The organism is Actinoallomurus soli, assembly GCF_024055715.1.
GTDB lineage: Bacteria > Actinomycetota > Actinomycetes > Streptosporangiales > Streptosporangiaceae > Actinoallomurus > Actinoallomurus soli.
Genome location: NZ_JAMXMV010000007.1, coordinates 212,844 through 235,075, shown reverse-complemented (window position 1 = coordinate 235,075; position 22,232 = coordinate 212,844). Strand labels below are relative to the sequence as shown.

Below are 22,232 nucleotides of genomic sequence, written 5' to 3'. Positions count from 1 at the left end.
CCATGGGTAACTACCGTCCGAGTCCTCGTGGGTCTTCGGTAACCACCGGCCGGGTCCGATCGTTGGGAGTAGCGATGAGACGTTTCGTGCGCAGAGGACTCCCGGCCGCCGTCGCGGCCATCGCGCTGGCGGCCACCGCGACGGCCGCCAGCGGCGCGGTGTACGTCGTGACCGCCGCGCCGAGGACGACGACACCGAAGGACGACGGCACCCCGGTTTCGGGCCACGGTGCCAAGGGCGGGCCCGTCACCACGCTCGTGCCGAGCACCGAGCAGCCCGCCGCGCTGAAACGGGTCGTCGACCCGGACTTCCTCGTCGTCGCCGACCGTACGGTCACCCCGGCCAGGCTGCGCGAGGTGTCCCACGTCAAGCACGTACGTGACGTGATCACCGCCGACGCCGGGGCCGTACAGCTGCAGGGCGGCCGGGTGAACATGTTCGCCGTCGACCCGTCGGCGTTCCGCGCCTGGACCCCGCCGGGCACCGCGAAGAACGACGCGCTGTGGAACGCCCTCGCCCAGGACCGGTTCGTCGTCACCGACGAGGTCCAGCAGCAGTACGGACTGCGCGAGTCGATGCAGTACCCGGTCATCGGCCGCACCCAGCTGTTCGTCACCATGGGCGGCTCCGGCCCGCTCGGGCTGCCCGGCATCAACGTCCTCGTCGGCCGCGCGATGGGACGCCGGATCGGGCTCGTCCACGACCTCGCCCTCCTCGTCAACGCGCCCGGCGCCGACCTCACGGACCTCGGGTCGCGGCTGCGCAAGCTCGTCGGCGCGCACAGCCAGGTCATCGACCTGCACCAGTCCGCGACGCCGCCGAAGGGACAGCCCGCGCAGCAGCCGCGGACGTCGGCCGGGCGCCCCGGCACGTACCTCGCCCTGTACCAGCAGTCGGCCCGCCTCTGCCCGGGCCTGTCGTGGACCGTGCTGGCCGCGATCGGGCAGATCGAGAGCGACCACGGGCGCAACACCGGCCCGTCGAGCGCGGGCGCGCTCGGCCCGATGCAGTTCATGCCGGCCACCTGGCGGATCTACGGCGTCGACGGCGACGGCGACGGCAAGGCCGACATCATGGACCCCTACGACGCCGTGCCCGCGGCGGCGAAGTACCTGTGCGCGAGCGGCGCGGGCCGCGGCGGCAGCGGCCTGTCCCGGGCGGTCTGGGCCTACAACCACTCGCAGGCGTACGTGAACAACGTGCTGTCCCTGGCCCAGGCCTACGCCCGCCGGTACTCATAGGGGCGTGCCGGACGGCGCCGGACGGCTGGTTGGATGGTGGACATGCCGTACGACGCGCTGCTGTTGCTGTCCTTCGGTGGGCCGGAGGGGCCCGAGGACGTCATGCCGTTCCTGGAGAACGTCACGCGGGGCCGGGGGGTCCCGCGGGCCCGCCTCGAAAGCGTGGCCGAGCACTACCACCACTTCGGCGGCGCCAGCCCCATCAACCAGCAGTGCCGCGACCTCAAGGCCGCCATCGAGGCCGACTTCGCCGCGAACGGCCTCGACCTGCCGGTCTACTGGGGGAACCGGAACTGGCACCCGTTCCTCGCCGACACGCTGCGGCGGATGAAGGCCGACGGCGTACGCCGGGCGGCGGTGTTCGTGACCTCCGCCTACAGCGGCTACTCCTGCTGCGGGCAGTACCTGGAGGACATCGCCCGGGCCCGCGCCGAGGTCGGGGACGCCCCCGAGCTGGACAAGCTCCGCATCTACTACAACCACCCCGGCTTCGTCGAGCCGATGATCGAGAACACCCGGGCCGCCCTGGACCGGCTGCCCGCCGAGCTACGGGACGACGCGAGCCTGGTCTTCACCGCGCACAGCGTGCCGCTGGCCCAGCCCGGCCGGGAGGACTACGTCGCCGAGCTGAACGACATCTCCGCCATCGTGGCGGAGGGCCGGCCCTGGGACCTGGTGTACCAGAGCCGCAGCGGCCCGCCCAGCGTGCCGTGGCTGGAGCCGGACGTCCTCGACCACCTGTCCGAGATCCACGACAAGGGCGTCCGCGCGGCGGTCATCGTGCCCGTCGGGTTCGTCTCCGACCACATGGAGGTCAAGTACGACCTGGACGTCGAGGCGGCGGAGCTCGCCGGCCGCCTGGGCCTGCGGATCGAGCGGGCGGCCACGCCGGGGACGCATCCCCGGTTCGTCGCGATGGTCCGCGAACTGCTTCTGGAGCGCGACGGCGCCGAACGCCCCGCGCTGGGGACCCTCGGGCCGCGCCCGGACCACTGCGCCGCGGGCCACTGTCGCCGCGCGGGCTGACGACCGGCGCCCACCGGCGCGCACGGCGCCGTACCAGTCCCAATCCGTGAGGGGGGAACGTGCAGGACCTGTTGGAGCTGGCGATCAGCACGGCGGAGGTCGCCGCCGTCATGCTCGTCGACAAGCGGCCGGCCGATCTCGGCGTGGCGTACACCAAGAGCAGCTCGACCGACGTCGTCACCGAGATGGACAAGGCGTCCGAGCGGCTGATCGTGGACCGCATCCGGGCCGCCCGGCCGGGCGACGCCTTCCTCGGCGAGGAGGGCGGTGAGACCGGCGGATCCAGCGGCGTCCGCTGGATCATCGACCCGATCGACGGCACGGTCAACTACCTGTACGACCTGCCCGACTGGGCCGTCAGCATCGCCGCCGAGGTGGACGGCGAGGTCGTGGTCGGCGTCGTCGCGGCGCCCGCCCGCGGCGAGTTGTACACCGCCGCCCGCGGCCGGGGCTCCCATCTGGTGCGCGCGGACGGTTCGACCCGGCGGCTGCGGTGCAACACCGGGGTCTCCCTGGACCAGGCCCTGGTCGCGACCGGGTTCGGATACGCCGCCGAGCGCCGTGCCCGGCAGGCCGAGACCCTGCGCCAGGTGCTGCCCCGGGTCCGGGACATCCGGCGCGGCGGTTCGGCGGCCGTGGACCTGTGCTCCGTGGCCGCGGGCCGGGTCGACGCCTACTACGAGCAGGGACCCCACCTCTGGGACTTCGCCGCCGGCGGGCTGATCGTCCAGGAGGCCGGCGGGTCGGTCGGCGGCCTGAACGGCCGCCCGCCGAGCGTCGACCTCACGATGGCCGCAGCTCCCGACCTGTTCGGCCCGCTGCACGACCTCCTCGACGAGGCCGGCGCCGCGAACTGACGGCGCGCGCCCGCACCGCGACGCCGTGGGCCGACGCCGTGGCGCCGTGGGCCGACACCGGGGCGCGGTGGGCCGACTTCGCGACGCCGCGCGCCGACGCCGCGCGCCGACGGCGCGGGCCGTCGGAGGGTCCGTTTCACCGAGTACGCGGAGCCCCGCACCGATCCGGTGCGGGGCCCCCGTACGTCTTCGAAGTCGCCTGCGCCTGAACCGCTCAGTCGCAGCGCGGGAGGTCGATCCCGTGGTCCGCGGCGGTGCGCCGCAGGTCGTCGATCTCGGCCTGCTGGGCGTCGATCAGGAGATCGTCGCCCGTGTCGCGGGCCGTCCGGAGCGAATCGTACGCATCGGACAGGCGCTGGTGGATCGTGGCCGTCAACTCGCCCACGCGGTCTCCTTTCAATGGTTCGCCAGGCACCCCTACCCAAGACGGTCTTCGCGGTAAACCTCCGAATATCCTGGACGCGGCTTATCAGGGGCTTACACGCGCTGTGACATAACTGATGCTGCCGGTCCAGCGCGTGGCTTTCCAGGGGGTGGAAACGGGTGAGAGTCCTGGTCGTCGAGGATGAGCGCGTACTCGCCGACACCATCGCCACCGGGCTGCGGCGCGAGGCGATGGCCGTCGACGTCGCGTACGACGGCGCCAGCGCGCTGGAGCGGACCAGCGTCAACGACTACGACGTGGTCGTACTGGACCGCGACCTGCCGCGGGTCCACGGCGACGAGGTCTGCCGGAGCCTCGTCGCCGACGGGGCCACGGCGCGGGTCCTCATGCTGACCGCGGCGGGGGAGCTGGATGACAAGGTCGAGGGGCTGTCGATCGGGGCCGACGACTACCTCGCCAAGCCGTTCGCCTTCGCCGAGCTGATCGCCCGGATCCGCGCGCTGGGCCGGCGTTCCGCGCCGCCGCTGCCGCCCGTCCTCGAGCGCTCCGGCGTGCGGCTGGATCCCGCCCGCCGCTCCGTCACGCGCGACGGCCGCCCGGTGGACCTGACGCCCAAGGAGTTCGCCGTCCTGGAGGTGCTGATGCGGGCGCAGGGCACCGTCGTCAGCGCCGAGCACCTGCTGGAGAAGGCCTGGGACGAGAACATCGATCCGTTCACCAACGTGGTGAGGGTGACGATGATGACGCTCCGCAAGAAACTCGGTGAGCCCCAGGTCATCGAGACCGTTCCGGGCGCGGGGTACCGTCTTTGATCCCTTCGCCCGGCTCGCTGCCGCGCCGCCTGACGGTGCGGCTGCGGCTCACGCTGCTGTACGGGGGGCTGTTCTTCGCGGCGGGGTTCCTGCTGCTGACGGTCGCGTACGTCCTGGTCACCAACATCCTGGAGAGCCTCCCGTTCACCGTGCAGTCGGCCGAGCCGGGGCTGACGCAGCAGCAGGCGGACGCGATCCGGCGGGCCTTCATCGACGAGGTGCAGCACCGGCTGATCGTGCAGTCGGCGTTCGCGCTGCTCGGCGTCGGCCTGATCGCGCTGGCCCTCGGCTGGTTCGTCGCCGACCGGGCGCTCGCGCCGCTGCAGAAGGTCACCGCGACCGCGCGCAAGCTCTCCGAGAGCACCCTGCACCAGCGGATCGCCATGCAGGGGCCCGAGGACGAGATCAAGGAGCTGGCCGACACCTTCGACGCCATGCTCGACCGCCTCAGCCAGGCGTTCGACACACAGCGCCGGTTCGTCAGCAACGCCTCGCACGAACTGCGCACGCCGCTCGCCATCAACCGGACCCTGCTGGAGGTCGCGGTCACCGATCCCGAGGCGTCGGAGGACATGAAGACGGTCGGCAAGACCCTCCTGGCGAACAACGCGCGCCACGAACGCCTGATCGAGGGGCTGCTCCTCCTGGCCCGGAGCGAGCGCGAGCTGACGACCCGTACCGAGGTGGACCTGGGCGAGGTCGCGTCCACGGTCCTCAAGACCGGAGGCCGGGCGGACCGGCCGGACATCGACATCAAGCCGGAGCTCACCGAGGCGCCGACGGTGGGGGACCCGGTGCTGCTGGAGCACCTGGTCTCGAACCTCGTCGACAACGCGATCCGGCACAACGTCGACGACGGGATGGTCGTCGTCCGCACCGGAGTGCTGGACGGCTGGGCGACCTGCCAGGTGGAGAACACCGGGCCGGTGGTGCCCGCCTATGAGGTGCAGAGTCTGTTCGAGCCGTTCCGCCGGCTCAACACCGACCGGGTCGAGTCGTCCAAGGGCGCGGGCCTGGGCCTGTCCATCGTGCGGTCGGTGGTCGGCGCGCACGGCGGGACGGTGATCGCCACGCCGCGCGAGGACGGCGGCCTGATCGTGACGGTGCGGCTGCCGCTCTCCTGACCCGCGCGGCGCCTCACTTGTGCGCGGTCGTGGTCAGCACCGGGAAGCCGGTGTAGTCCAGGTCCATGCCGGCGAAGGACGCGGTGTCGGCGACCCGGTACACCGGATGCGAGCAGATCGGGATCATGGCCATGTCGTCCAGCGCGATCTTCTCCGCCGCGTGCAGCCGCTCGGTCCGCTGGGTCTGGTCCAGGGTGGCGCGGGCGGTGTTCATGGCGGCGTCAAAGGCCGAACTGCTGTAACGCGCGTAGTTCGAGCCGGTGGTGGAGCCGTCGCTCTTGCGCTGGATGGCGTCGCTCGACAGCAGCGCGTCCAGGACGTTCTCGGCCGACGGGTAGTCGGCGGCCCAGGACAGCCGGTACATTCCCTGCGGGTTCTTGCCGGACATGTCCTTGTAGAAGGTGCTGGTCTGCAGGCGCCGCACCTGGACGTCCCAGCCCAGCACGGTCTTCAGCTGGCTCTGCACCAGCGTCATGAACGGCGTGTAGGAGGCGAGGTCGGAGCTCGTGAGCGTCACCTTCGTGCCCGGCCCCATCCCCGCCTGCCTCGCCAGCGACTGGGCCTGGCCGGCGTTGAAGGTGCAGGCGGTGCAGCCGCCCACGTAGGCGCCGGGAACCGCGGGCGGCACCAGGGAGGTGGCCGGGGCGTAGCCCGGGCCGAACGTGGCGGCCAGGGCATTGCGGTCCAGCGCGTAGGAGACGGCGAGCCGCGCCTCCTTGGACTTCATCGGCCCCTGATCCGTGATCGGCGTCAGGTACGTCATGGTGGTCGAGGCGACCTGGATGAGCTTGTGGTCCGCGGAGTGGCGGGACCGGGCGTTGTTGATCGGCGTCGCCCCGTCGACCTGGGCCCAGTCGTACAGGCCGGCGTCGAAGCCCGTCAGCGCCTGGTCGAGGTCGGAGACGAAGGTGACGTCGACCGTGTCGAGCTTGGGCCGGGCGAGGGCGTACGAGTCGTTCCGGACGAGGTTCAGCCGCTGGTTCGCGGTGTACTGGCCGACCTTGAACGGGCCGTTCCCGACCGGCCGGCTGTTGAAGGTGGTGTTGGTCGGAGCACCCGCGGACGGGGGGACCGGCGCGAACGGCGGGGTGGCCACCCGCATGGCGAAGTCGCAGTCGGGCTTGGCCAGCGTGACCCGCAGCCCGGCGGCGCCCTCGGCCACCACGCCCGACATCGTGCTGCTCTTCCCGGCCGCGACGTCGGCGTAGCCCTGGATGCCGGTCATCAGGTAGCCCATGCCCTGGCCGCGCGCGGCGCGGTTCCAGCCGCGGACGAAGGCGGCGGCGTCGACGGCGCTCCCGTCGGTGAAGGTGGTGCCCTGCTTGATCGTGAAGTGCCACTGCGTGCAGCCGGCGTTCGGCGTCATCTCCGTCGCCAGCGCCTTGGCGAGCGAGCCGTTGGGCTGGATCGTGGTGAGCCCGGTGAAGAGGTTCTCGGCCACGAACACGTCCGAGGTGAGCACGGCGTTGGACGGGTCGATGGACTCCGGGGCGTACATCGCCATCCGGAAGCCGCCGCCCAGCCGGCCCGTCGGGCGGGGCGTGGGGCCGGGACCCGAGTGCGTGCGGTAGTCGTCGACCGCCCGGTACACCCCCATCGCGGTGAGGCCGACCATCACCATGGCGCCCGCCGCGATGGCCGCGGCGACACGGGGCCGGACCCGCCGCCGGCCGTTCCCGGCCGGCGCGTACGGCGACGGGTTACCGCCGGGCCGGTAGGGGTCGTACGGCGCCGGCGGGCCGTACGGGCCGCCGGGCGCGGTATCCGGCTCACGGCCGTACGGCGCCGTGTCGGGCCCGGGCGGCGAATTCGGCGGCGGGGTGTCGCCCGCCGGGGCGTACGGGCCGGGCGGCGGGGTGTCGCCCGCCGGGGGATAGGGGCCGGGCGGCGGTGTGTCGCCCGCCGCCGCGTACGGGCCGGGACCGGCCGCCCCGCCGGACGGCGCCCCCTCGGCCGCGACCTGCGCGCCCTCCTGCAGCATGGTCGTGGGCGCCGGCGCACCCGCGCCCGGCAGGACGACCCCCTCCTGGCTGAGCAGGCGCAGCAGGATCTGCTGGGCGGTGGGCCGCCGGCCGGGGTCCTTGGCCAGGCAGGTCGCGACGAGCTCCCGGAGCGGCCCGGTGAGCATCCCGAGGTAGGGCTCCTGGTGCAGGATGCGGTTCATCACGGCGGGGATGGAGTCCTGGCCGAACGGCGGCGAGCCCGTCGCGGCGAAGACGATCGTGCAGCCCCACGCGAACACGTCCGTCGCCGGGCCGACGCCGAGCCCGGAGATCTGCTCGGGCGACATGTACGACGGCGTGCCCACCGCCGTGCTCGACAGGGTGCCGGTGGCGTCGAGGGCACGGGCGATGCCGAAGTCGATCACCCGTGGGCCGTCGGCGGCGAGCAGCACGTTCGAGGGCTTGAAATCGCGGTGGACGATCCCCGCCTCGTGGATCGCCGCCAGCGCGGTGACCGTGCCGATCGCCAGGCGCTGCAGCGTGTCGCCCCACCGGGGGCCCTCCGCGTCGACGACCTGGCGCAGCGACGGCCCGTCGATGTACTCGCTGACGAGGTAGGGGGTGTCGCCCTCCACGTCGGCGTCGAGGATCCGGGCCGTGCAGAACGGCGCCACCCGCTTGGCGCTGGCCAGCTCCCCGGCGAACCGGGCCCGTGCCTTCGCGTCCCCGCTGAACTGCGCGTGCAGGAGCTTGACCGCGACCTGCCGGCCGTCGGGGGCGTCGCCGAGATAGACCGCCCCCTGGCCGCCCTCGCCCAGGCGGCCGGTGAGGGCGTACGCCCCCACGCGTTCGGGGTCGCCGGCCCGCAGCGGGCTTCCGGGCATGGGCGTCCTCCCTGGGACTGGTTCTGGGGCCTTTCTCGCGGCCTACTGCTTGGTGAGGGTTCCGGTGGCGAGCGGAGCGCCGCCGGCGGTCTGGCTCATCCGCCAGGTCATCGACGAGCCGTTCAGCGTCAGCGTCACGTACGAGGGGGACAGGCACTGGTCCGTCCCGTACGACGTGAGGGTCTGCTGGAACGTCACCTGCTTGTCGTCGTCGGAGACCTGGGGGTTGTCCAGGCTGCCCGAGCAGGTCTCGTACCGGACGTTGCCCGACTTGATGAGCCGGTAGAGCGAGAGGTCGACCTCGTGGGACTTGCTCGTGCCGAACGCCAGGTTGCTCGTCGGCGTGGCGTTGCCGGCCCAGCTGCCGTCGAAGCCCGACGGCAGCCCGCTCGTGTTGACCTTGTGCATCAGGCCCGCGCCGATCGCGATCGGCACGCCGATGACGAGCAGGAGCGCGGCGACGCAGCCGATGCCGACGAAGAGCGGGGCGTTGCTCTTCTTCCGCGGCGGCGGAGGGACGTACCCGCCGCCCTGCGGGTACGTGGGCCGCCCCTGCCCCTGCCACGGCGGAGGCGTCTGGGGGCCCGGCCGCATCATCGGGTTCGGCGTCGCCGGACCGGGATGCATCATCGGCGGCGGCGTCGAGGGGCCGGGGTGCATCATCGGCGGCGGGGTGGAGGGGCCGGGACCCATGGACGGCATCGCGGGCGGCGGCGTCACGATCGGCGGAGGCGGCGGCAGCTGCGCGGCGATCTGGGTGCCCTTGTCGAGCAGGTCGTTGCGGTCGGCCGCCGGGCCGGGCGCCGCGCCGACCTGGCCGAGCAGGCGCAGCAGGAGCTGGTGCGCGGCGGGGCGGCGGCGCGGGTTCTTGTCCAGGGCGGAGGCGACCAGCTCGCGCATGGTGCCGTGCAGCCGGGACAGGTCCGGCTCCTCGTTGAGGATCCGGTTGATGATGATCGGGAGCGTCTCGGCCTCGAACGGCGACCGCCCGGTCGCCGCGAAGACCATCGTGGCGCCCCACGCGAAGATGTCCACGGCCGGCGTCAGGGGCTCACCCGTGAGCTGCTCCGGGGCGAGGTATCCGGGCGTGCCGACGACCATGCCGGTCGCGGTCACCGAACTCTGCTCGGAGTTCACGGACCGCGCGATGCCGAAGTCGACCACCCGCGGGCCGTCGGAGGCCAGCAGAACGTTGTTCGGCTTGAAATCGCGGTGCACGATGCCGGCCTCGTGAATGGCCGCGAGCGCGGTCGCCGTGCCGATCGCCAGGCGCTCGAGCGCCGCCCCCTCGAAAGGGCCCTCCTGAAGGACCACGTCGTACAGCGGCGGTCCATCGATGAACTCGCTGATGATGTACGGCGGACGGCCGTTCAGGTCATAGTCCAGGACCCGCGCGGTGCAGAAGGCCGAGACCTTCTGGGCCGCCTGGGCCTCGCGCGCGAACCGCGTCCGGGCGGAGGAGTCGGAGTTCATCTGCTCGTGCAGCAGCTTGATCGCCACTGGGTCCCCTGACGGGGACCGGCCGAGGAAGACCGCCCCCTGGCCGCCCTCTCCGAGCCTTCCGACTACGCGATACTGCCCCAGCGCGGCCGGATCGCCCGGCTCCAGGGGAGCGGCATCCGGCATGTGTGACCCCTTCCCACAACCCTTATCCTGTGCACCCGCCAGGTCCGTACAGGCGGGAAACCATATCGCGTTACCTGTGACGTTCGCCGTCATCATCCGGTTCAGGGGGAGGGCGGTCACCGCTTCACCATGCGCCGTGTGATTTACACCACATCGGACAACTCGGAAGCGCGGTGAGGGGAGTCACGGAGTGATACGACGCGCCTTGCGTGTTCGGGGTCAAATCCCGTGACAGAATTTCCCGCCCGGATCGGGCACAAGATGGGCCTCCCGAGCGTTAGACCCGCGCGACGGGGCGCATAACTAAGGACCGAGGGGGATGGAGACAGAAGATGGCCACCGACTACGACAGCCCACGCAAGACTGACGATGACCTCAGCGAGGACAGCCTGCAGGAGCTGCAGGCGCGCCGGGCGGACAAGAGCACGGGTGTCATCGACGAGGACCTGGACGCCGGTGAGGTGACCGAGCTGCCGGGCGCGGACCTGTCGAACGAGGAGCTGAGCCTCCGCGTTCTGCCGCGCCAGGCGGACGAGTTCACCTGCGCTCGTTGCTTCCTCGTGCACCACCGCAGCCAGCTGGCGGAGGAGAAGAACGGCCAGCTGATCTGCCGCGAGTGCGCCGCCTGACGCCGGGGTTCACCCGTGTCCGAGGGAGAGCTCGCCCGCCCGGAGAACGGTGACGACCGGCTCGGCCAGGAGATGGCGGAGCTGGTCGCCCGGCTGTCCGACGATGAGATCGACAATGAGACCCGCGGTCGTCTGCTCGGCCGGCTCGCGCGCCTGCTGGCGGCGAGCGCGCGCCGGGCGAGGGCCGCGGGTCTCGCGCGGGGACGCTGGCTGACGGACGTCGTCGCGGAGATCGGACCGCACATCCCCGTACGCGACCTGCAGACCCTTCGCGCCCATCACCGCGGGCTCACGGGGGAGCGGCTGGCCGACTCGCTCGTGCGCTCCGCACAGCACGCGACGACCGCGGTCGGCGCGGCCGGAGGCGCGCTGGCGGCGGTGGAGTTCGTCGCGCCGCCGCTCCTGCTGTCCGCGCCCGCCCAGATCGTGGCGGAGACCGTCGTGGTCGCCGCGATCGAGATCAAGCTGCTCGCCGAGCTGCACGAGGTCTACGGCGTACAGGTGCCCGGCAGCGGCACCGCCCGCGGCGCGGTCTTCCTGCAGCTCTGGGCCCAGCAGCGGGGGTTCGACCCGCTCCAGCCCGGCAGCGTCGCCGCCGCGCTCGGCCTGGCGGCCAGAACCGGCCTGCGCAAGCGCCTGATGCGCACGCTCGGCCGGCACCTGACCACGATGGGCCCCTTCCTGACCGGTGCCGTCGCCGGCGCCACGCTCAACCGCACGGCCACCAAGCGGCTGGCCGACACCGTGCGCAAGGATCTCCGCCGCGCCATCGGCGCTCCCCCGCCCCCGTCGGTCGTCGACGACGACCCGGCCGACCCGGCCTGATCCGGCCTCTCCATCCCCCTCGCGGTCGGGTCCCCGCGAAACGTGAGAGCGGCGCCCCCGGAGGTCCGTGGGGCGCCGGACGCGACCGACCTCGGTCAGGCGACGCTCTTGGCCTTGTCCACCGCCGTGCGCAGCGCGGCGGGCAGTTCGCCCGTGCTCTTGTGCCAGCGGTTCGCGGCGGCGCGGGTGGCCAGCAGCCGCGCGACCTCCATGCCGACGCCGACGACGACGGCCCAGGCGATCGCCTCCTTCAGCTCGACCTCCGGCGACTCCGGGTTGGACGGGGGCTCCTTGCCCATGGCCCGCTTCCACCCGAAGGTGATCGCCTTCCGGGCCGCGAATCCGGCGCCGAAGGCCGCCGCGCCGGCCACCAGCCGCCAGCCCAGCTCTCCCTTGTCCGGCATGCGTTCTCCCTCTTCCGCGTTATCGGTGTGGTTTCCGGCTCTGCTCGTCCGACCCTCTCACAGGCGATCACCCGACGAGGACCGACTCCGCCGCCGGCGCCAATACCATTGGCGCCATGACTGACAAGCCGCGTCCGCCGGAGAAGCCCACGCTCGACGGTCTCGAGGAGAAGTGGGCCGTACTCTGGGACGAGCGCGGCACCTACCGGTTCGACCGGTCGAAGGCGCGCTCGGAGATCTACTCGATCGACACGCCTCCGCCCACGGTCAGCGGTTCCCTGCACGTCGGTCACGTCTTCTCCTACACCCATACCGACACGATCGCCCGTTTCCAGCGGATGCGCGGCCGCGAGGTCTTCTACCCGATCGGCTGGGACGACAACGGCCTGCCCACCGAGCGCCGTGTGCAGAACTACTTCGGCGTCCGATGCGACCCGTCCCTGCCCTACGATCCGGCGTTCGAACCTCCGGACAAGCCCGGCCGGCAGATCCCGGTGTCCCGGCGCAACTTCGTCGAGCTGTGCGACCGGCTGACCCGGATGGACGAGAAGGCCTTCGAGGACGTCTGGCGCCGCGTGGGGCTGTCGGTGGACTGGTCCCTGCTCTACACGACGATCGGCGCGCCCGCCCGCGCCGCCGCCCAGCGGGCGTTCCTGCGCAACCTGGCGCGCGGCGAGGCGTACGTCTCCGAGGCCCCGACGCTGTGGGACGTCTCGTTCCGCACCGCGGTCGCCCAGGCCGAGCTGGAGGACCGCGAGCAGCCCGGCGCGTTCCACCGGCTCCGCTTCCACGGGTCCGGGGGACGCCCGGTCTACATCGAGACGACCCGGCCGGAGCTGCTGCCCGCCTGCGTCGCGCTGGTGGCCCACCCGGACGACGAGCGCTACCGCGAGCTGTTCGGCACCACGGCGCGCACGCCGCTGTTCGGCGTCGAGGTGCCGATCGTCGCGCACCACCTCGCCGAGCCGGACAAGGGGTCCGGCATCGCGATGATCTGCACGTTCGGCGACCTGACCGACGTGATCTGGTGGCGGGAGCTGCAGCTGCCCACGCGCGCGATCATCGACTGGAACGGCCGGATCCTGCCCGAGCCGCCCGCCGGCGTCGCCCCGGAGCCGTACTCCGAGCTGGCCGGGCTCACCGCCCAGGCGGCCCGCGAGCGCGTCGTCGAGCTGCTGCGCGCCTCCGGCGACCTCGACGGCGAGCCGCGGCCCGTCACCCGGCCGGTCAAGTTCTACGAGAGGGGTTCCAAGCCGCTCGAGATCGTCACCACCCGCCAGTGGTACATCCGCAACGGCGGGCGCGACCCGGAGCTGCGTGAGCGGCTGCTGGCCCGCGGGGCCGAGCTGACCTGGCACCCGGCGTACATGAAGGGGCGGTACGACAACTGGGTCGAGGGACTGGCCGGCGACTGGCTGATCTCGCGGCAGCGGTTCTTCGGCGTGCCGATCCCCGTCTGGTACCCCCTCGACGCCGACGGCGAGCCCGTCCACGACCGGCCGATCACGCCGCCGGAGGACGCCCTGCCGGTCGACCCCTCCTCGGACGCCCCGCCGGGCTTCACCGAGGACCAGCGCGGCAAGCCGCACGGCTTCACGGCCGACCCGGACGTCATGGACACCTGGGCGACCTCGTCGCTGACGCCGCAGATCGCGGGCGGCTGGGAGCGGGACCCGGACCTCTTCGGCCGGGTCTTCCCGTACGACCTGCGGCCCCAGGGGCACGACATCATCCGCACCTGGCTGTTCTCCACGGTCGTGCGGGCGCACCTGGAGCACGACTCGCTGCCCTGGACCGACACCGCGCTGTCCGGCTGGATCCTCGACCCGGACCGCAAGAAGATGTCCAAGTCCAAGGGCAACGTCGTCACGCCGATGGACCTGCTCGTCCAGCACGGCGCCGACGCGGTGCGCTACTGGGCGGCCAACGGGCGGCTCGGCACGGACACGGCGTTCGACACGGGCCAGATCAAGATCGGCCGCCGGCTGGCCATCAAGATCCTCAACGCCTCGAAGTTCGTGCTCGGCCTCGGTGACGTCCCGGCGGACGCGGCCGTGACCGAGCCGCTGGACCTGGCGATGCTGGCGGCGCTGGCCGACACCGTCCGCGAGGCCACGGCCGCCTTCGAGGCGTACGACTACACCCGGGCCCTCGAACGCACCGAGCGGTTCTTCTGGGACCTGTGCGACGACTACCTGGAGCTGGTCAAGGCCCGCGCCTACGGCGCGCCGGACGGCGAGCCCGGCCAGGAGGCGGTGTCCGCCCGTGCCGCGCTGCGGGAGGCCCTGTCGGTGGTCCTGCGGTTGTTCGCGCCGATCCTGCCCTACGTCACCGAGGAGGTCTGGTCGTGGTGGCGGGACGGCTCGGTGCACCGGGCGGCCTGGCCGGTCGTCGAGGCCCCGGCGGGCGGTGACGCGGCGGTCCTCGCCGCCACCGCGGACGTGCTCCGGCAGGTCCGCAAGGCCAAGTCGACGGCGAAGGTCTCGATGCGCGCCGACGTCGAGCGGGCCGTGGTCCGCGGCGCCAACGTCTCCCGCCTCGCCGTGGCCGACCTGCGGGCCGCCGGGCGGATCGCCGACCTGACGCTCGACGCGGAGCCCCAGGAGGGCTTCGTCGTCGACGTGACGCTGGCGCCTCAGACGTAGAGCAGGCCGAGGGCAGCCAGGACGGCCACGCCGATCGCGTTGGTCAGGATCGGCATCCGGGCGACCCGGCGGTCGTCCCACTCGTCGTTCCGGCTGGCGTACCGGGCGGTCGCGGTGACCGCCCGGCCGGCGCCGAAGGCGGTGCCGGTCAGGATCGTCGCGAGCGGCCCCTGGTGCGCGAGCACCAGCCCGAGCGCGACGACGTACGGCGCGCTCGCCGAGACGTACGTGCGCACGCCCGTGCCCAGCTCGAAGCCGAACTGTAGCGAGCCCCGCCGGACGCGGTACTGCAGCACCTCGCGGGGGATCTGCCGGGCGTTCTGGGGGAGCGGCACGCGGATCCAGCCCGCCTCGCGGGCGACGCCCGCCACCGCGAACACCAGGATCGCCCCGATCCGCACCGTCCGGGGCAGCGGCGCCGCGAAGCCGGACAGCAGCCACAGCACGGTGGCGCTGAGCGTGCCCCCGAGGAGCAGCCCGAGGGAGAAGACGGCCAGGACCTCGCCCTGCCGTACGTTGGCCCGCCGACCCGGCGAGAACAGCACGAAGTCGCTGTTACGCGTTCAAACGGAGCCGGACAGGGAGTAGCCCGCCAGCGCGCCGACCGACGCCCAGCACAGCACCGTCTGCTGCGCGGCCGCCGCCGCGACGGCCAGCAGGGCCAGCGCGGCGAACGGCAGCAGCGGCTCGGTCAGCCCCCGGCGCAGGCGGCCGGCCGGAAGGGCCTCACTTGGCGCAGGCAAGGGCCCACCGGCAGACGGTCTTGTACCAGTGCCCCGCCGCGCTCTTCTTCCAGCCGTCGTGGCAGCGCCAGGTCACCGACTTGGTGCAATTTCCGCACTTGTGGGCGTACGCCCAGATCCAGCCGTCGTACTTGCCCGCGTAGCACTGGTTGGGGCGGAGCTTGTAACGCCCCGGGTCGGAGACCCCGGACTTGTGATAGCCCGTGTACTTGCCGCTGGTCCGGCACGCGCTCGACAGGACGGTGCTCGGCCCGCAGCCCGGAGAGCAGTCGAACGGGTCGGCGTACGCCGGGCACTTGCCGTAGATGTCGTAGTAGCCCGGAGTCAGGCTGTAACCGGCGGCGAGCGCCTTGCGCGCCGGGGCGAACACTCCGAGCGCGGACAGGCCCACGGTGGTGCCGGCGGCCAGCGCTCCGCCCAGCATGGACCGGCGCGCCACGCCCTCGGCCGTCGCGTGCGGAACCCGCCGGGCGGCCCGCCGGGCGCCCTCGGGCCGTGGGCCGCTCAGCATGGGAATGTCATCGAGTTCGAGCATCGGGCATCCTCCCCGTCCTGTCCTCACACGGATGCGGTGTCCGCGTCGGTGATCGGCGGCGCCGGCTCACCGGGCGCCTCGGAGTCGACGACCCGGCCGCCGGCCTGCACGATGAGCGCGTGCAGCGCGCGGACCGAGCCGACCGGCTCGGCCGTCCGGATCCGCCCGTCCGCGCCGATGAGCACGGCGTACGGCGTGGCGGGCACCTGGTAGGTCTGGAACAGATCACCCTGGTCGGCCAGGACGAGCATGTTGTCCGGCGGGGTGACGTCGAGGGCGTCGTCGAAGAACAGCGCGCGCGTCGGCGGAGCCTGGGTCTGGCCCAGCGCCTCCTCGAAGACGCTGTGGCAGGCGGGGCACTCCGCGCCGAGGAACAGCAGGAGCGTCGGGCGGCCCGGCTCGGGCGCGAGCCGGTCGAGGTCCGGCGCGGGCATGCCCGTGGTCAGGCCGACGTCGGGCGTGCGCGGCGCCCTGGTCAGGTGGTGCACCTGCCGGACCAGCCCGGCCACCACGAGGGCGAGCAGGACGATGGCCACCCAGGTCACCAGCAGGGCGGTGGTCTCGAAGCTCATCGGGCGACGCTCCTTTCGGGGTCGGCCATGGCCGGCGGGAGCGACCACAGCAGCACCGCGAAGGTTACGGACGACAGGGCCACGATCGCGACGTGCACGCCGTGGGAGGCGGCGGCCGAGCCCGCCCCGGCCGAGGCCGTCACCGACGCCAGCGCGAGCGCCGCGGCCCGCCCGGCCACCCAGCCGCTCATCGGCGTGTCGTCGGCCGAGCAGCCGCACGGCACGCTTCCGAGGCCCGGCCGGGTGCGCAGGACGTACAGGCCGTACAGCGCGTAGGCCGCGAACAGCAGGGCGCTGCCGGTCGCCCCGATGGTCAGCGCCCGTGGCCGTCCGGCCAGCAGCGCGTACCCGGTCACCGCCCCGAACAGGCCCTCCAGAGCGCCGACCGCGACGGCCACCGGCCAGATCAACAGGCCGGGCACCGTGCGGTGCGCCGTCAAGGCCGCGGGCAGGACCCGCGGATGCAGCAGATGCCCCGCGAAGCCCGCCAGGAGGATCAACGCCACCGTCCCGGCCGACATGCCGGCCAGCATCGCCGCCATCAGGCGACGGTCTCGACGCGCAGCCCGCCGAGCCGGTTCGCCACCGCCGTGGCCTGGCGGGACTCGTGCGGCAGCACGGTCACCATCGCGGACGACGTGGCGAGCAGGAAGTACGGCGTGTCGTCGTCGAGCGTGTCGCGGAAGAGCTCACCGCTCGGCACCTTCGCGCCCGCCCACGCCGGGAGCCTCCGCGCGGTCGTCCTGGTCAGCGCGGTGATCTCCAGCAGGCCGATCCCGGGGATCTCCTTGGCCACGTCGGCGGGCTCGGCGATGCCCGCGCGCTTGGGATCGCGGGACGCGACCGCGATGCCGTCCTGGTGCTCGGTGATCCGCAGGACCTGGAAAAGGCGTACGGCGTCGGCGGCCCGGGCGCTGTACAGGGGGACGAACAGCGAATAATTGCGGCCCTGCCACATCACGGCGAGAAGGTGGTCTTCCAGGCCGACGCGGTTGTCATAATGGGTGACCCGCGTCGTGCGAAGTCGGCCGCCTTGAACGGAGAATTCATCGTCGAAGTGACGAATGCCGAGATCCTCGGCCCACGCGGAGGCCGCGTTGCGGTCACCGGAGGTCAGCTCGTAGATCCTTCCGTCCACGGCGTACCGCGTCACGGAGGTGAAAGGGAGAGTAAGATCCTGATCGCCGGAAATGGAGAATCGGTACCCGTCCAATGCCCTATGTACGACCTTGTGCCCCATGACCCAGCCCTTCCCCGTTCGACCGACCGGCCCCGCCGAAAGTCGTGGTTAGCACAAGGTAAGAGCATTTGGGCTCGTTGACCAGATACCGGCGCGGCGATGCCCGAATGTGGCCAATCGCTCTTCGCGGTGCACGCGCCGGGTCATGAAGACGTCGGTTCGATGAAGAGTCGGCGACGGCGGTGCGGGTAGGGCGTCGTCCGGAGGAGGACAGTGAGCGATCGGGATCCGGGAGTGCCGCGGACGCTGGCGACCGTGGCCTCGTTCTGCTGGCGGCTGATCGTCATCGGGGTCGTGATCTACGCGGTCGCCCGCATCCTCGACAAACTGCGCATCGTCGTGCTGCCGTGCGCGATCGCGCTGCTGCTGTGCGCCCTGCTGTACCCCGTCACCGGACGGCTGGCCCGGCGGATGCCGCCGCTCGCCGCGACCTGGCTGACGATGCTCCTGGCCCTCGGGGTGCTCGGCGGCGTGGGCACCTTCGTCGGAATCCAGGCCAACGACCAGTTCCCGCACCTGGTCAACCGGATCCAGCGGACGGCGACCGACGTCCAGCACTGGCTGGTCACCGGGCCGCTGCACCTCAAGAACTCCCAGCTCCAGTCGGCCGTGGACCAGCTGCTCAACCAGATCCAGCAGCAGCGCGGGAAGCTGCTCAGCACGGCCTTCACCGGCGCCACCGTCGCCGGGGAGCTGCTCGCGGCGCTGGTCTTCATGTTCTTCGTGACGTTCTTCCTGCTGAAGGACGGGCCGGGGATCTGGCGCTGGCTCATCGGCGGGACCGGGCGGCACCGCGACCGCATCGACCGGGCCGGCCGCGCCGCCTGGGAGACGCTGTCGCAGTACGTCCACGGCACGGTGATCGTCGCGCTGATCCACGCGATCGTCATCGCCGTGACCCTGATGATCATGGGCGTGCCGCTCGTGGCGCCGCTCGCAGTGATCGTGTTCTTCGGAAGCTTCATCCCGATCGTCGGGATCCTGGTCGCCGGGGCGCTCGCGGTCCTCGTGGTCTTCAGCTTCAAGGGCTTCGTCGCCGCCCTGGTCTTCCTCGGCATCCTGATCCTCGAGCAGCAGCTCGAAGGCCACGTCCTGCAGCCGCTCGTCGTCGGCCGATGGGTGCGCTTCCACCCACTGGCGATCATCATCGCCATCTCGGTCGGCGCGGTCGTCGGCGGCATCCCCGGCGCCGCCGTCGCGGTCCCCACGGCGGCCGTCATCTACCGGGCCTGGCCCGCGCTGCGCGGCGAGGACGACGCGAAGCCGACCGAGCGGACCACCCGAGCCGGCCTGCTGTCCCGGTGGCGGAAGGACGCCAGGGAGGGCGCGCGGTCCGGCGACTCGCCGGCGGACGGCAGGACCACCGCGGCGGCGGAGGAGCCCGCCGATCCCCCCGCCGACCGGCGGGAGGACGGTTCCGACGGGGACCAGGGCGGCCACGGGGATCCGCGAGACGCCCAGGCCGAGGACGACGCGCACGACCGGTCCTCGGACGCCTCCTGAACGCCGCCGCGCGGACCCGCCACACCCGCCGGCGTACGGCTCGGCCCGGCGGAGCCGGGCCGATCGTGCCAGGCGCGCGTGCGGCCTCCGCCCGGCGGAGCGGGGCCGGTGGTGCCGCGCTCCCGGCGGAGTCCGCCCGGCGGGGCCGTGACCGGCCGCGCCGCGCTCACCGGCGCAGGGTCGCGCAGGCGGTAGTGTCACGGCCTGTGACGCGCGCCGAGGCGAGCGCCGCCATCAGATCGTGACGAGGTGGAGCCCTTGACTGTGGACGTTCTCATCCAGCGGCTGGATCCCGGCCTGCCCGCGCCGTCGTACGCCCATCCGGGCGACGCGGGGGCCGACCTGGTCACCACCGTGGACGTCGAGCTGCCGCCCGGGGCCCGCGCGCTCGTGCCGACCGGGATCGCGATCGCCATCCCCGACGGCTACGCCGCCTTCGTTCACCCGCGTTCCGGGCTGGCGGCTAAATTGGGAGTGACGATCGTGAACGCGCCCGGCACCGTCGACGCGGGCTACCGGGGAGAGATCAAGGTCACCCTGCTGAACACCGACACCGAGCACACCGTGCGGCTCACGCGCGGCGACCGCATCGCGCAACTGGTCATCCAGCGTGTCGAGCGGGCCGTCTTCCATGAGGTCCAGGTCCTGCCGGGATCGGCGCGCGGAGACGGTGGTTTCGGATCCACGGGCGGGTACGCAGGAGCCGTGGGGAGCCGCGCCGCGGACGCGGCCGTACATCACAACGAAGGAGCGTGAGTCGTGTTTCGACGCCGTCGTCGGGACGAGGAGCCCGAGAAGAACCTCGAGCCGACCGACGAGGAGACCGTCGCGGCCGAGGAGTCCGAGGCCGAAGAGGCCGGGTCCGAGGGAGAGCAGGATCGCGCGGCAGTGTCCCACGGCGGCCCCTGGGACGCCGCGGCCGACTCGATCCCCGAGATCGAGCGCGTCGACTTCGGTGCGATCCGGGTGCCCATCGCCGAGGGGATCGAGCACCAGCTCAACATCGAGGACGCCGAGCAGGACGCGCAGGGCAACCTCGTCGGCGGGAATTTCGTCGCCGTCACCGTCGTGACCGGTGAGAGCGGCCTGCAGCTGCAGGCCTTCGCCGCGCCGAAGAAGAGCGGCCTGTGGGACGAGCTCCGCGAGGAGATCGCCGAGGAGATCAAGCAGGCGCAGGGGGAGACCCAGGAGGCGGAGGGGCCGTTCGGCACCGAGCTGCACGCCATGGTCCCGGTCGCCATCCCGGAGGAGCTGAAGGACCAGGTCCCGCCGGAGGTCGCGGAGCAGGGCTACGGCTGGCAGCCGGTCCGCTTCCTCGGCGTCGACGGCCCGCGCTGGTTCCTGCGCGGTGTCGTGCAGGGCGCCGCCCTGCAGGACCCGGAGCAGGCCCGGGCCGTCGAGGAGATCTTCGCCAACATCGTGGTCGTCCGTGGCGACGACCCGATGCCGCCCCGCGAACTGCTGGCGCTGTCCCTGCCGGCCGGTGCGCAGCAGGCGGGCGGGCCGGTGCAGGAGGACGGCGGCGACGAGAGGTCCCCGTTCAACCCTTTTGAGCGCGGCCCGGAGATCACCGAGGTCCGCTGACCATCGAACCCCGAATCCCGCCCCCGGCACCTGGCCGGGGGCGGGATTTCGCGTTTCCGGGATCTGTAATCGCATCGATGCGTACAGTGATGGCGCAGGCTCCTCCGAGGAGACCCCGCCCTCCAGGGCGGGGAGGAATCGGACCCCTGCAGGGCAGGGATCGGGCAGACCGCGTTCGTGAACTTCTTCGCCAAGCGGGCGGGGTATCCGCGGTTCAAGGCGAAGAAGTCCCGCACGTCCGCCGAATACACCCGCAGCGGGTTCCGCTTCCGGGATGGGAAGCTGACGCTGGCAAAGATGACCGAGCCGTTGGACATCGTGTGGTCGCGGCCGCTGCCCGAGGGCGCCGAGCCCTCGACGGTGATGGTGTCTCAGGATGCGGCGGGGCGCTGGTTCGTGTCCCTGCTGTGCGAAGACCCCGGCATCCAGCCGCTTCCCGCGGCCGGTAACGCGGTGGGGGTCGCGGAGGAGTCGAGTGGTGAGCTTATTTTGGCCGCCGGGCCGGCGGTGTCGGCCTGTGGAGCCGGTGTAAGACCTGGGCCGGGGCTTGTTCCGGCCTGGGCTGCGAGGAGGCACTGGCCCTGCCGGAGAACGGCATGCGCCAGGAGCTCATCCAGGGAAGACCGGTGGTATCCCCCGTGCCCCCGAAACCGCATCAATGGGCCGCCAAACAGTTGGAGAGGCTCTTCGACGCCGCGGCCCCGCCCGGGATCGCGGCGAACCGCGAAGTTAATCTCCAGCTCGGCGCCGATCTTCTGATTTCGGACGTCATGGTCGGATCGGTTGCCGCGCTGTCCGATGACGGCTCGTCCATGCACGCTGCCGACGTGACGATGGTGACCGAGATCCTCAGCCCCGGTAATACGGGCTTCGAGCCTGCGTGGAAGCCTCAGCGCTACGCCCGGGGTGGCATCCCCTTCTACATGGAGCTGGAGTTGTCGGGGCTACCACGGGTCCGGGTCTATCAGCTCCGCGGAACCGGCTATGTGGAGATGGCCGACGCGCACGCGGGGGAGATCCTGAAGCTCGCGGAGCCGTTCGAGTTGAGCTTCGATCCGGCCGAGCTCGTCGGGCCCCGCCGCTGAGGTTCCGCCGGACCGTGGACCGAGGACGGGTGGGGTTCGTAGCCTGAGAGGACGGTCACGTCCGCGACGGTGTTCGGGAGGACTCGATGGGGACGGCTCTGACGCAGGCCCGCTGGACGCATGTCGCGCTGCCGACCGGGGACCTCGACCGGGCGATCGAGTTCTACACCACGCTGACGCCCCTGGTGGTCGTCGAGCGTTTCCAGGACGCCGCCGGTGAGAGCGCGTGGCTGTCCAACGACAAGCAGGTCGAGACGCCGTTCGTGCTGGTCCTCGTGTCGTTCAACGAGGACAAGGGCGGCAGGCTGGGGCTGCTCACCCCGTTCGCGCACCTGGGCATCGAGGTGCCGCGGCGCGAGGACGTCGACGCGCTCGCCGACCGCGCACGGGAGCTCGGATGCCTGCACTGGGAGCCGCGCGACATGCCCGGCCCGGTCGGCTATATCTGCGCGCTGAAGGACCCGGACGGCAACGTCGTCGAGATCTCCCACAACCAGAAGGTCTTCGAGACCGTACGCCGGCTGTGGGGGGAGGACTCCTGACCGCCCGGCGCCGCCGGCCCGCGTACG

Annotated in this window: 23 protein-coding genes and 1 pseudogene; 14 read left to right on the top strand and 10 right to left on the bottom strand. The window is 72.2% G+C overall.

Going from position 1 to position 22,232, the window contains the following annotated elements; all coding sequences use genetic code 11:
- Window positions 1-74 precede the first annotated feature (74 nt).
- From NDW01_RS19790 to NDW01_RS19780, 3 genes are read left to right on the top strand one after another with little or no spacing between them, the layout of a single operon-like run.
- Window positions 75-1,241, top strand: coding sequence for a lytic transglycosylase domain-containing protein (locus NDW01_RS19790; RefSeq protein ID WP_252822643.1), 1,167 nt, complete (start codon window positions 75-77; stop codon window positions 1,239-1,241).
- Between the two features lie 42 nt (window positions 1,242-1,283).
- Complete coding sequence (locus NDW01_RS19785; RefSeq protein ID WP_252822641.1) at window positions 1,284-2,267, top strand: ferrochelatase; 984 nt, start codon at window positions 1,284-1,286, stop codon at window positions 2,265-2,267.
- 59 nt (window positions 2,268-2,326) lie between these two features.
- Window positions 2,327-3,124, top strand: a complete 798-nt coding sequence (locus NDW01_RS19780; protein ID WP_308211737.1) for an inositol monophosphatase family protein — start codon at window positions 2,327-2,329, stop codon at window positions 3,122-3,124.
- A gap of 214 nt (window positions 3,125-3,338) precedes the next feature.
- Here NDW01_RS19780 and NDW01_RS19775 read toward each other — a convergent pair whose 3' ends face one another.
- On the bottom strand, window positions 3,339-3,509 hold the full coding sequence (locus tag NDW01_RS19775) for a hypothetical protein (RefSeq protein ID WP_252778481.1): 171 nt from the start codon (window positions 3,507-3,509) through the stop codon (window positions 3,339-3,341).
- A 158-nt stretch (window positions 3,510-3,667) separates the two neighbouring features.
- On the opposite strand from NDW01_RS19775, the gene NDW01_RS19770 reads away from it, so the two are divergent.
- Both NDW01_RS19770 and NDW01_RS19765 read left to right on the top strand, forming a co-directional pair.
- A complete protein-coding gene (locus tag NDW01_RS19770) occupies window positions 3,668-4,321 on the top strand; it encodes a response regulator transcription factor (RefSeq protein WP_252778480.1) in 654 nt (217 codons plus the stop codon).
- Window positions 4,318-5,445, top strand: a complete 1,128-nt coding sequence (locus NDW01_RS19765) for a sensor histidine kinase (protein WP_252822639.1) — start codon at window positions 4,318-4,320, stop codon at window positions 5,443-5,445. Before NDW01_RS19770 ends, NDW01_RS19765 begins: the two co-directional genes overlap by 4 nt.
- 13 nt (window positions 5,446-5,458) lie before the next feature.
- Here the strand turns inward: NDW01_RS19765 and NDW01_RS19760 are convergent, their stop codons facing one another.
- Both NDW01_RS19760 and NDW01_RS19755 read right to left on the bottom strand, forming a co-directional pair.
- The gene (locus tag NDW01_RS19760; RefSeq protein WP_252822637.1) at window positions 5,459-8,272 is read right to left on the bottom strand and encodes an ABC transporter substrate-binding protein; all 2,814 of its coding nucleotides are present in this window, start codon (window positions 8,270-8,272) and stop codon (window positions 5,459-5,461) included.
- A gap of 42 nt (window positions 8,273-8,314) precedes the next feature.
- Window positions 8,315-9,898: a serine/threonine-protein kinase gene (locus NDW01_RS19755; protein WP_252822635.1), complete on the bottom strand. Its 1,584-nt coding sequence runs from the start codon at window positions 9,896-9,898 to the stop codon at window positions 8,315-8,317.
- Window positions 9,899-10,230: 332 nt separating this feature from the next.
- On the opposite strand from NDW01_RS19755, the gene NDW01_RS19750 reads away from it, so the two are divergent.
- Both NDW01_RS19750 and NDW01_RS19745 read left to right on the top strand, forming a co-directional pair.
- Window positions 10,231-10,527 carry a DUF4193 domain-containing protein gene (locus NDW01_RS19750; protein WP_252778476.1) on the top strand — a complete coding sequence of 99 codons (297 nt, stop codon included), beginning with the start codon at window positions 10,231-10,233 and terminating at the stop codon, window positions 10,525-10,527.
- A gap of 72 nt (window positions 10,528-10,599) precedes the next feature.
- The gene (locus NDW01_RS19745) at window positions 10,600-11,352 is read left to right on the top strand and encodes a hypothetical protein (protein WP_252778831.1); all 753 of its coding nucleotides are present in this window, start codon (window positions 10,600-10,602) and stop codon (window positions 11,350-11,352) included.
- Between the two features lie 95 nt (window positions 11,353-11,447).
- On the opposite strand, the gene NDW01_RS19740 is transcribed toward NDW01_RS19745, so the two are convergent.
- Window positions 11,448-11,756: a DUF4235 domain-containing protein gene (locus NDW01_RS19740; protein WP_252778475.1), complete on the bottom strand. Its 309-nt coding sequence runs from the start codon at window positions 11,754-11,756 to the stop codon at window positions 11,448-11,450.
- 116 nt (window positions 11,757-11,872) lie between these two features.
- On the opposite strand from NDW01_RS19740, the gene valS reads away from it, so the two are divergent.
- Window positions 11,873-14,401, top strand: a complete 2,529-nt coding sequence (gene valS / locus NDW01_RS19735) for a valine--tRNA ligase (RefSeq protein ID WP_252822633.1) — start codon at window positions 11,873-11,875, stop codon at window positions 14,399-14,401.
- On the opposite strand, the gene NDW01_RS19730 is transcribed toward valS, so the two are convergent.
- Genes NDW01_RS19730 through NDW01_RS19705 form a run of 6 tightly spaced genes read right to left on the bottom strand, consistent with a single transcriptional unit; the run spans window position 14,392 to window position 17,404 of the window.
- On the bottom strand, window positions 14,392-14,946 hold the full coding sequence (locus NDW01_RS19730; protein ID WP_252822632.1) for a hypothetical protein: 555 nt from the start codon (window positions 14,944-14,946) through the stop codon (window positions 14,392-14,394). The genes valS and NDW01_RS19730 overlap by 10 nt on opposite strands.
- A gap of 18 nt (window positions 14,947-14,964) precedes the next feature.
- The gene (locus tag NDW01_RS19725) at window positions 14,965-15,144 is read right to left on the bottom strand and encodes a hypothetical protein (RefSeq protein ID WP_252822630.1); all 180 of its coding nucleotides are present in this window, start codon (window positions 15,142-15,144) and stop codon (window positions 14,965-14,967) included.
- Window positions 15,128-15,679, bottom strand: a complete 552-nt coding sequence (locus tag NDW01_RS19720; protein ID WP_252822629.1) for a hypothetical protein — start codon at window positions 15,677-15,679, stop codon at window positions 15,128-15,130. Before NDW01_RS19720 ends, NDW01_RS19725 begins: the two co-directional genes overlap by 17 nt.
- Before the next feature lie 23 nt (window positions 15,680-15,702).
- On the bottom strand, window positions 15,703-16,251 hold the full coding sequence (locus tag NDW01_RS19715) for a thioredoxin domain-containing protein (RefSeq protein ID WP_252822627.1): 549 nt from the start codon (window positions 16,249-16,251) through the stop codon (window positions 15,703-15,705).
- Window positions 16,248-16,793: a MauE/DoxX family redox-associated membrane protein gene (locus NDW01_RS19710; protein ID WP_252822625.1), complete on the bottom strand. Its 546-nt coding sequence runs from the start codon at window positions 16,791-16,793 to the stop codon at window positions 16,248-16,250. Before NDW01_RS19710 ends, NDW01_RS19715 begins: the two co-directional genes overlap by 4 nt.
- The gene (locus NDW01_RS19705) at window positions 16,793-17,404 is read right to left on the bottom strand and encodes a hypothetical protein (protein WP_252822623.1); all 612 of its coding nucleotides are present in this window, start codon (window positions 17,402-17,404) and stop codon (window positions 16,793-16,795) included. The genes NDW01_RS19710 and NDW01_RS19705 overlap by 1 nt, the downstream gene beginning before the upstream one ends.
- 300 nt (window positions 17,405-17,704) lie before the next feature.
- On the opposite strand from NDW01_RS19705, the gene NDW01_RS19700 reads away from it, so the two are divergent.
- From NDW01_RS19700 to NDW01_RS19675, 6 genes and pseudogenes are all read left to right on the top strand, one after another.
- Window positions 17,705-18,994, top strand: a complete 1,290-nt coding sequence (locus tag NDW01_RS19700) for an AI-2E family transporter (protein ID WP_252822621.1) — start codon at window positions 17,705-17,707, stop codon at window positions 18,992-18,994.
- Window positions 18,995-19,252: 258 nt separating this feature from the next.
- Window positions 19,253-19,750: a dUTP diphosphatase gene (gene dut / locus NDW01_RS19695; RefSeq protein WP_252778466.1), complete on the top strand. Its 498-nt coding sequence runs from the start codon at window positions 19,253-19,255 to the stop codon at window positions 19,748-19,750.
- A 3-nt stretch (window positions 19,751-19,753) separates the two neighbouring features.
- Complete coding sequence (locus NDW01_RS19690) at window positions 19,754-20,578, top strand: DUF3710 domain-containing protein (protein WP_252822619.1); 825 nt, start codon at window positions 19,754-19,756, stop codon at window positions 20,576-20,578.
- A gap of 168 nt (window positions 20,579-20,746) precedes the next feature.
- A pseudogene (locus NDW01_RS19685) lies at window positions 20,747-21,091 on the top strand (RNA-guided endonuclease TnpB family protein); the annotation flags it as partial.
- Between the two features lie 83 nt (window positions 21,092-21,174).
- Complete coding sequence (locus NDW01_RS19680; RefSeq protein ID WP_252822617.1) at window positions 21,175-21,663, top strand: Uma2 family endonuclease; 489 nt, start codon at window positions 21,175-21,177, stop codon at window positions 21,661-21,663.
- Window positions 21,664-21,749: 86 nt separating this feature from the next.
- Entirely contained in the window at window positions 21,750-22,205 is a 456-nt protein-coding gene (locus tag NDW01_RS19675) for a VOC family protein (RefSeq protein WP_252822616.1), read from the top strand.
- The last annotated feature ends 27 nt before the right edge of the window (window positions 22,206-22,232 follow it).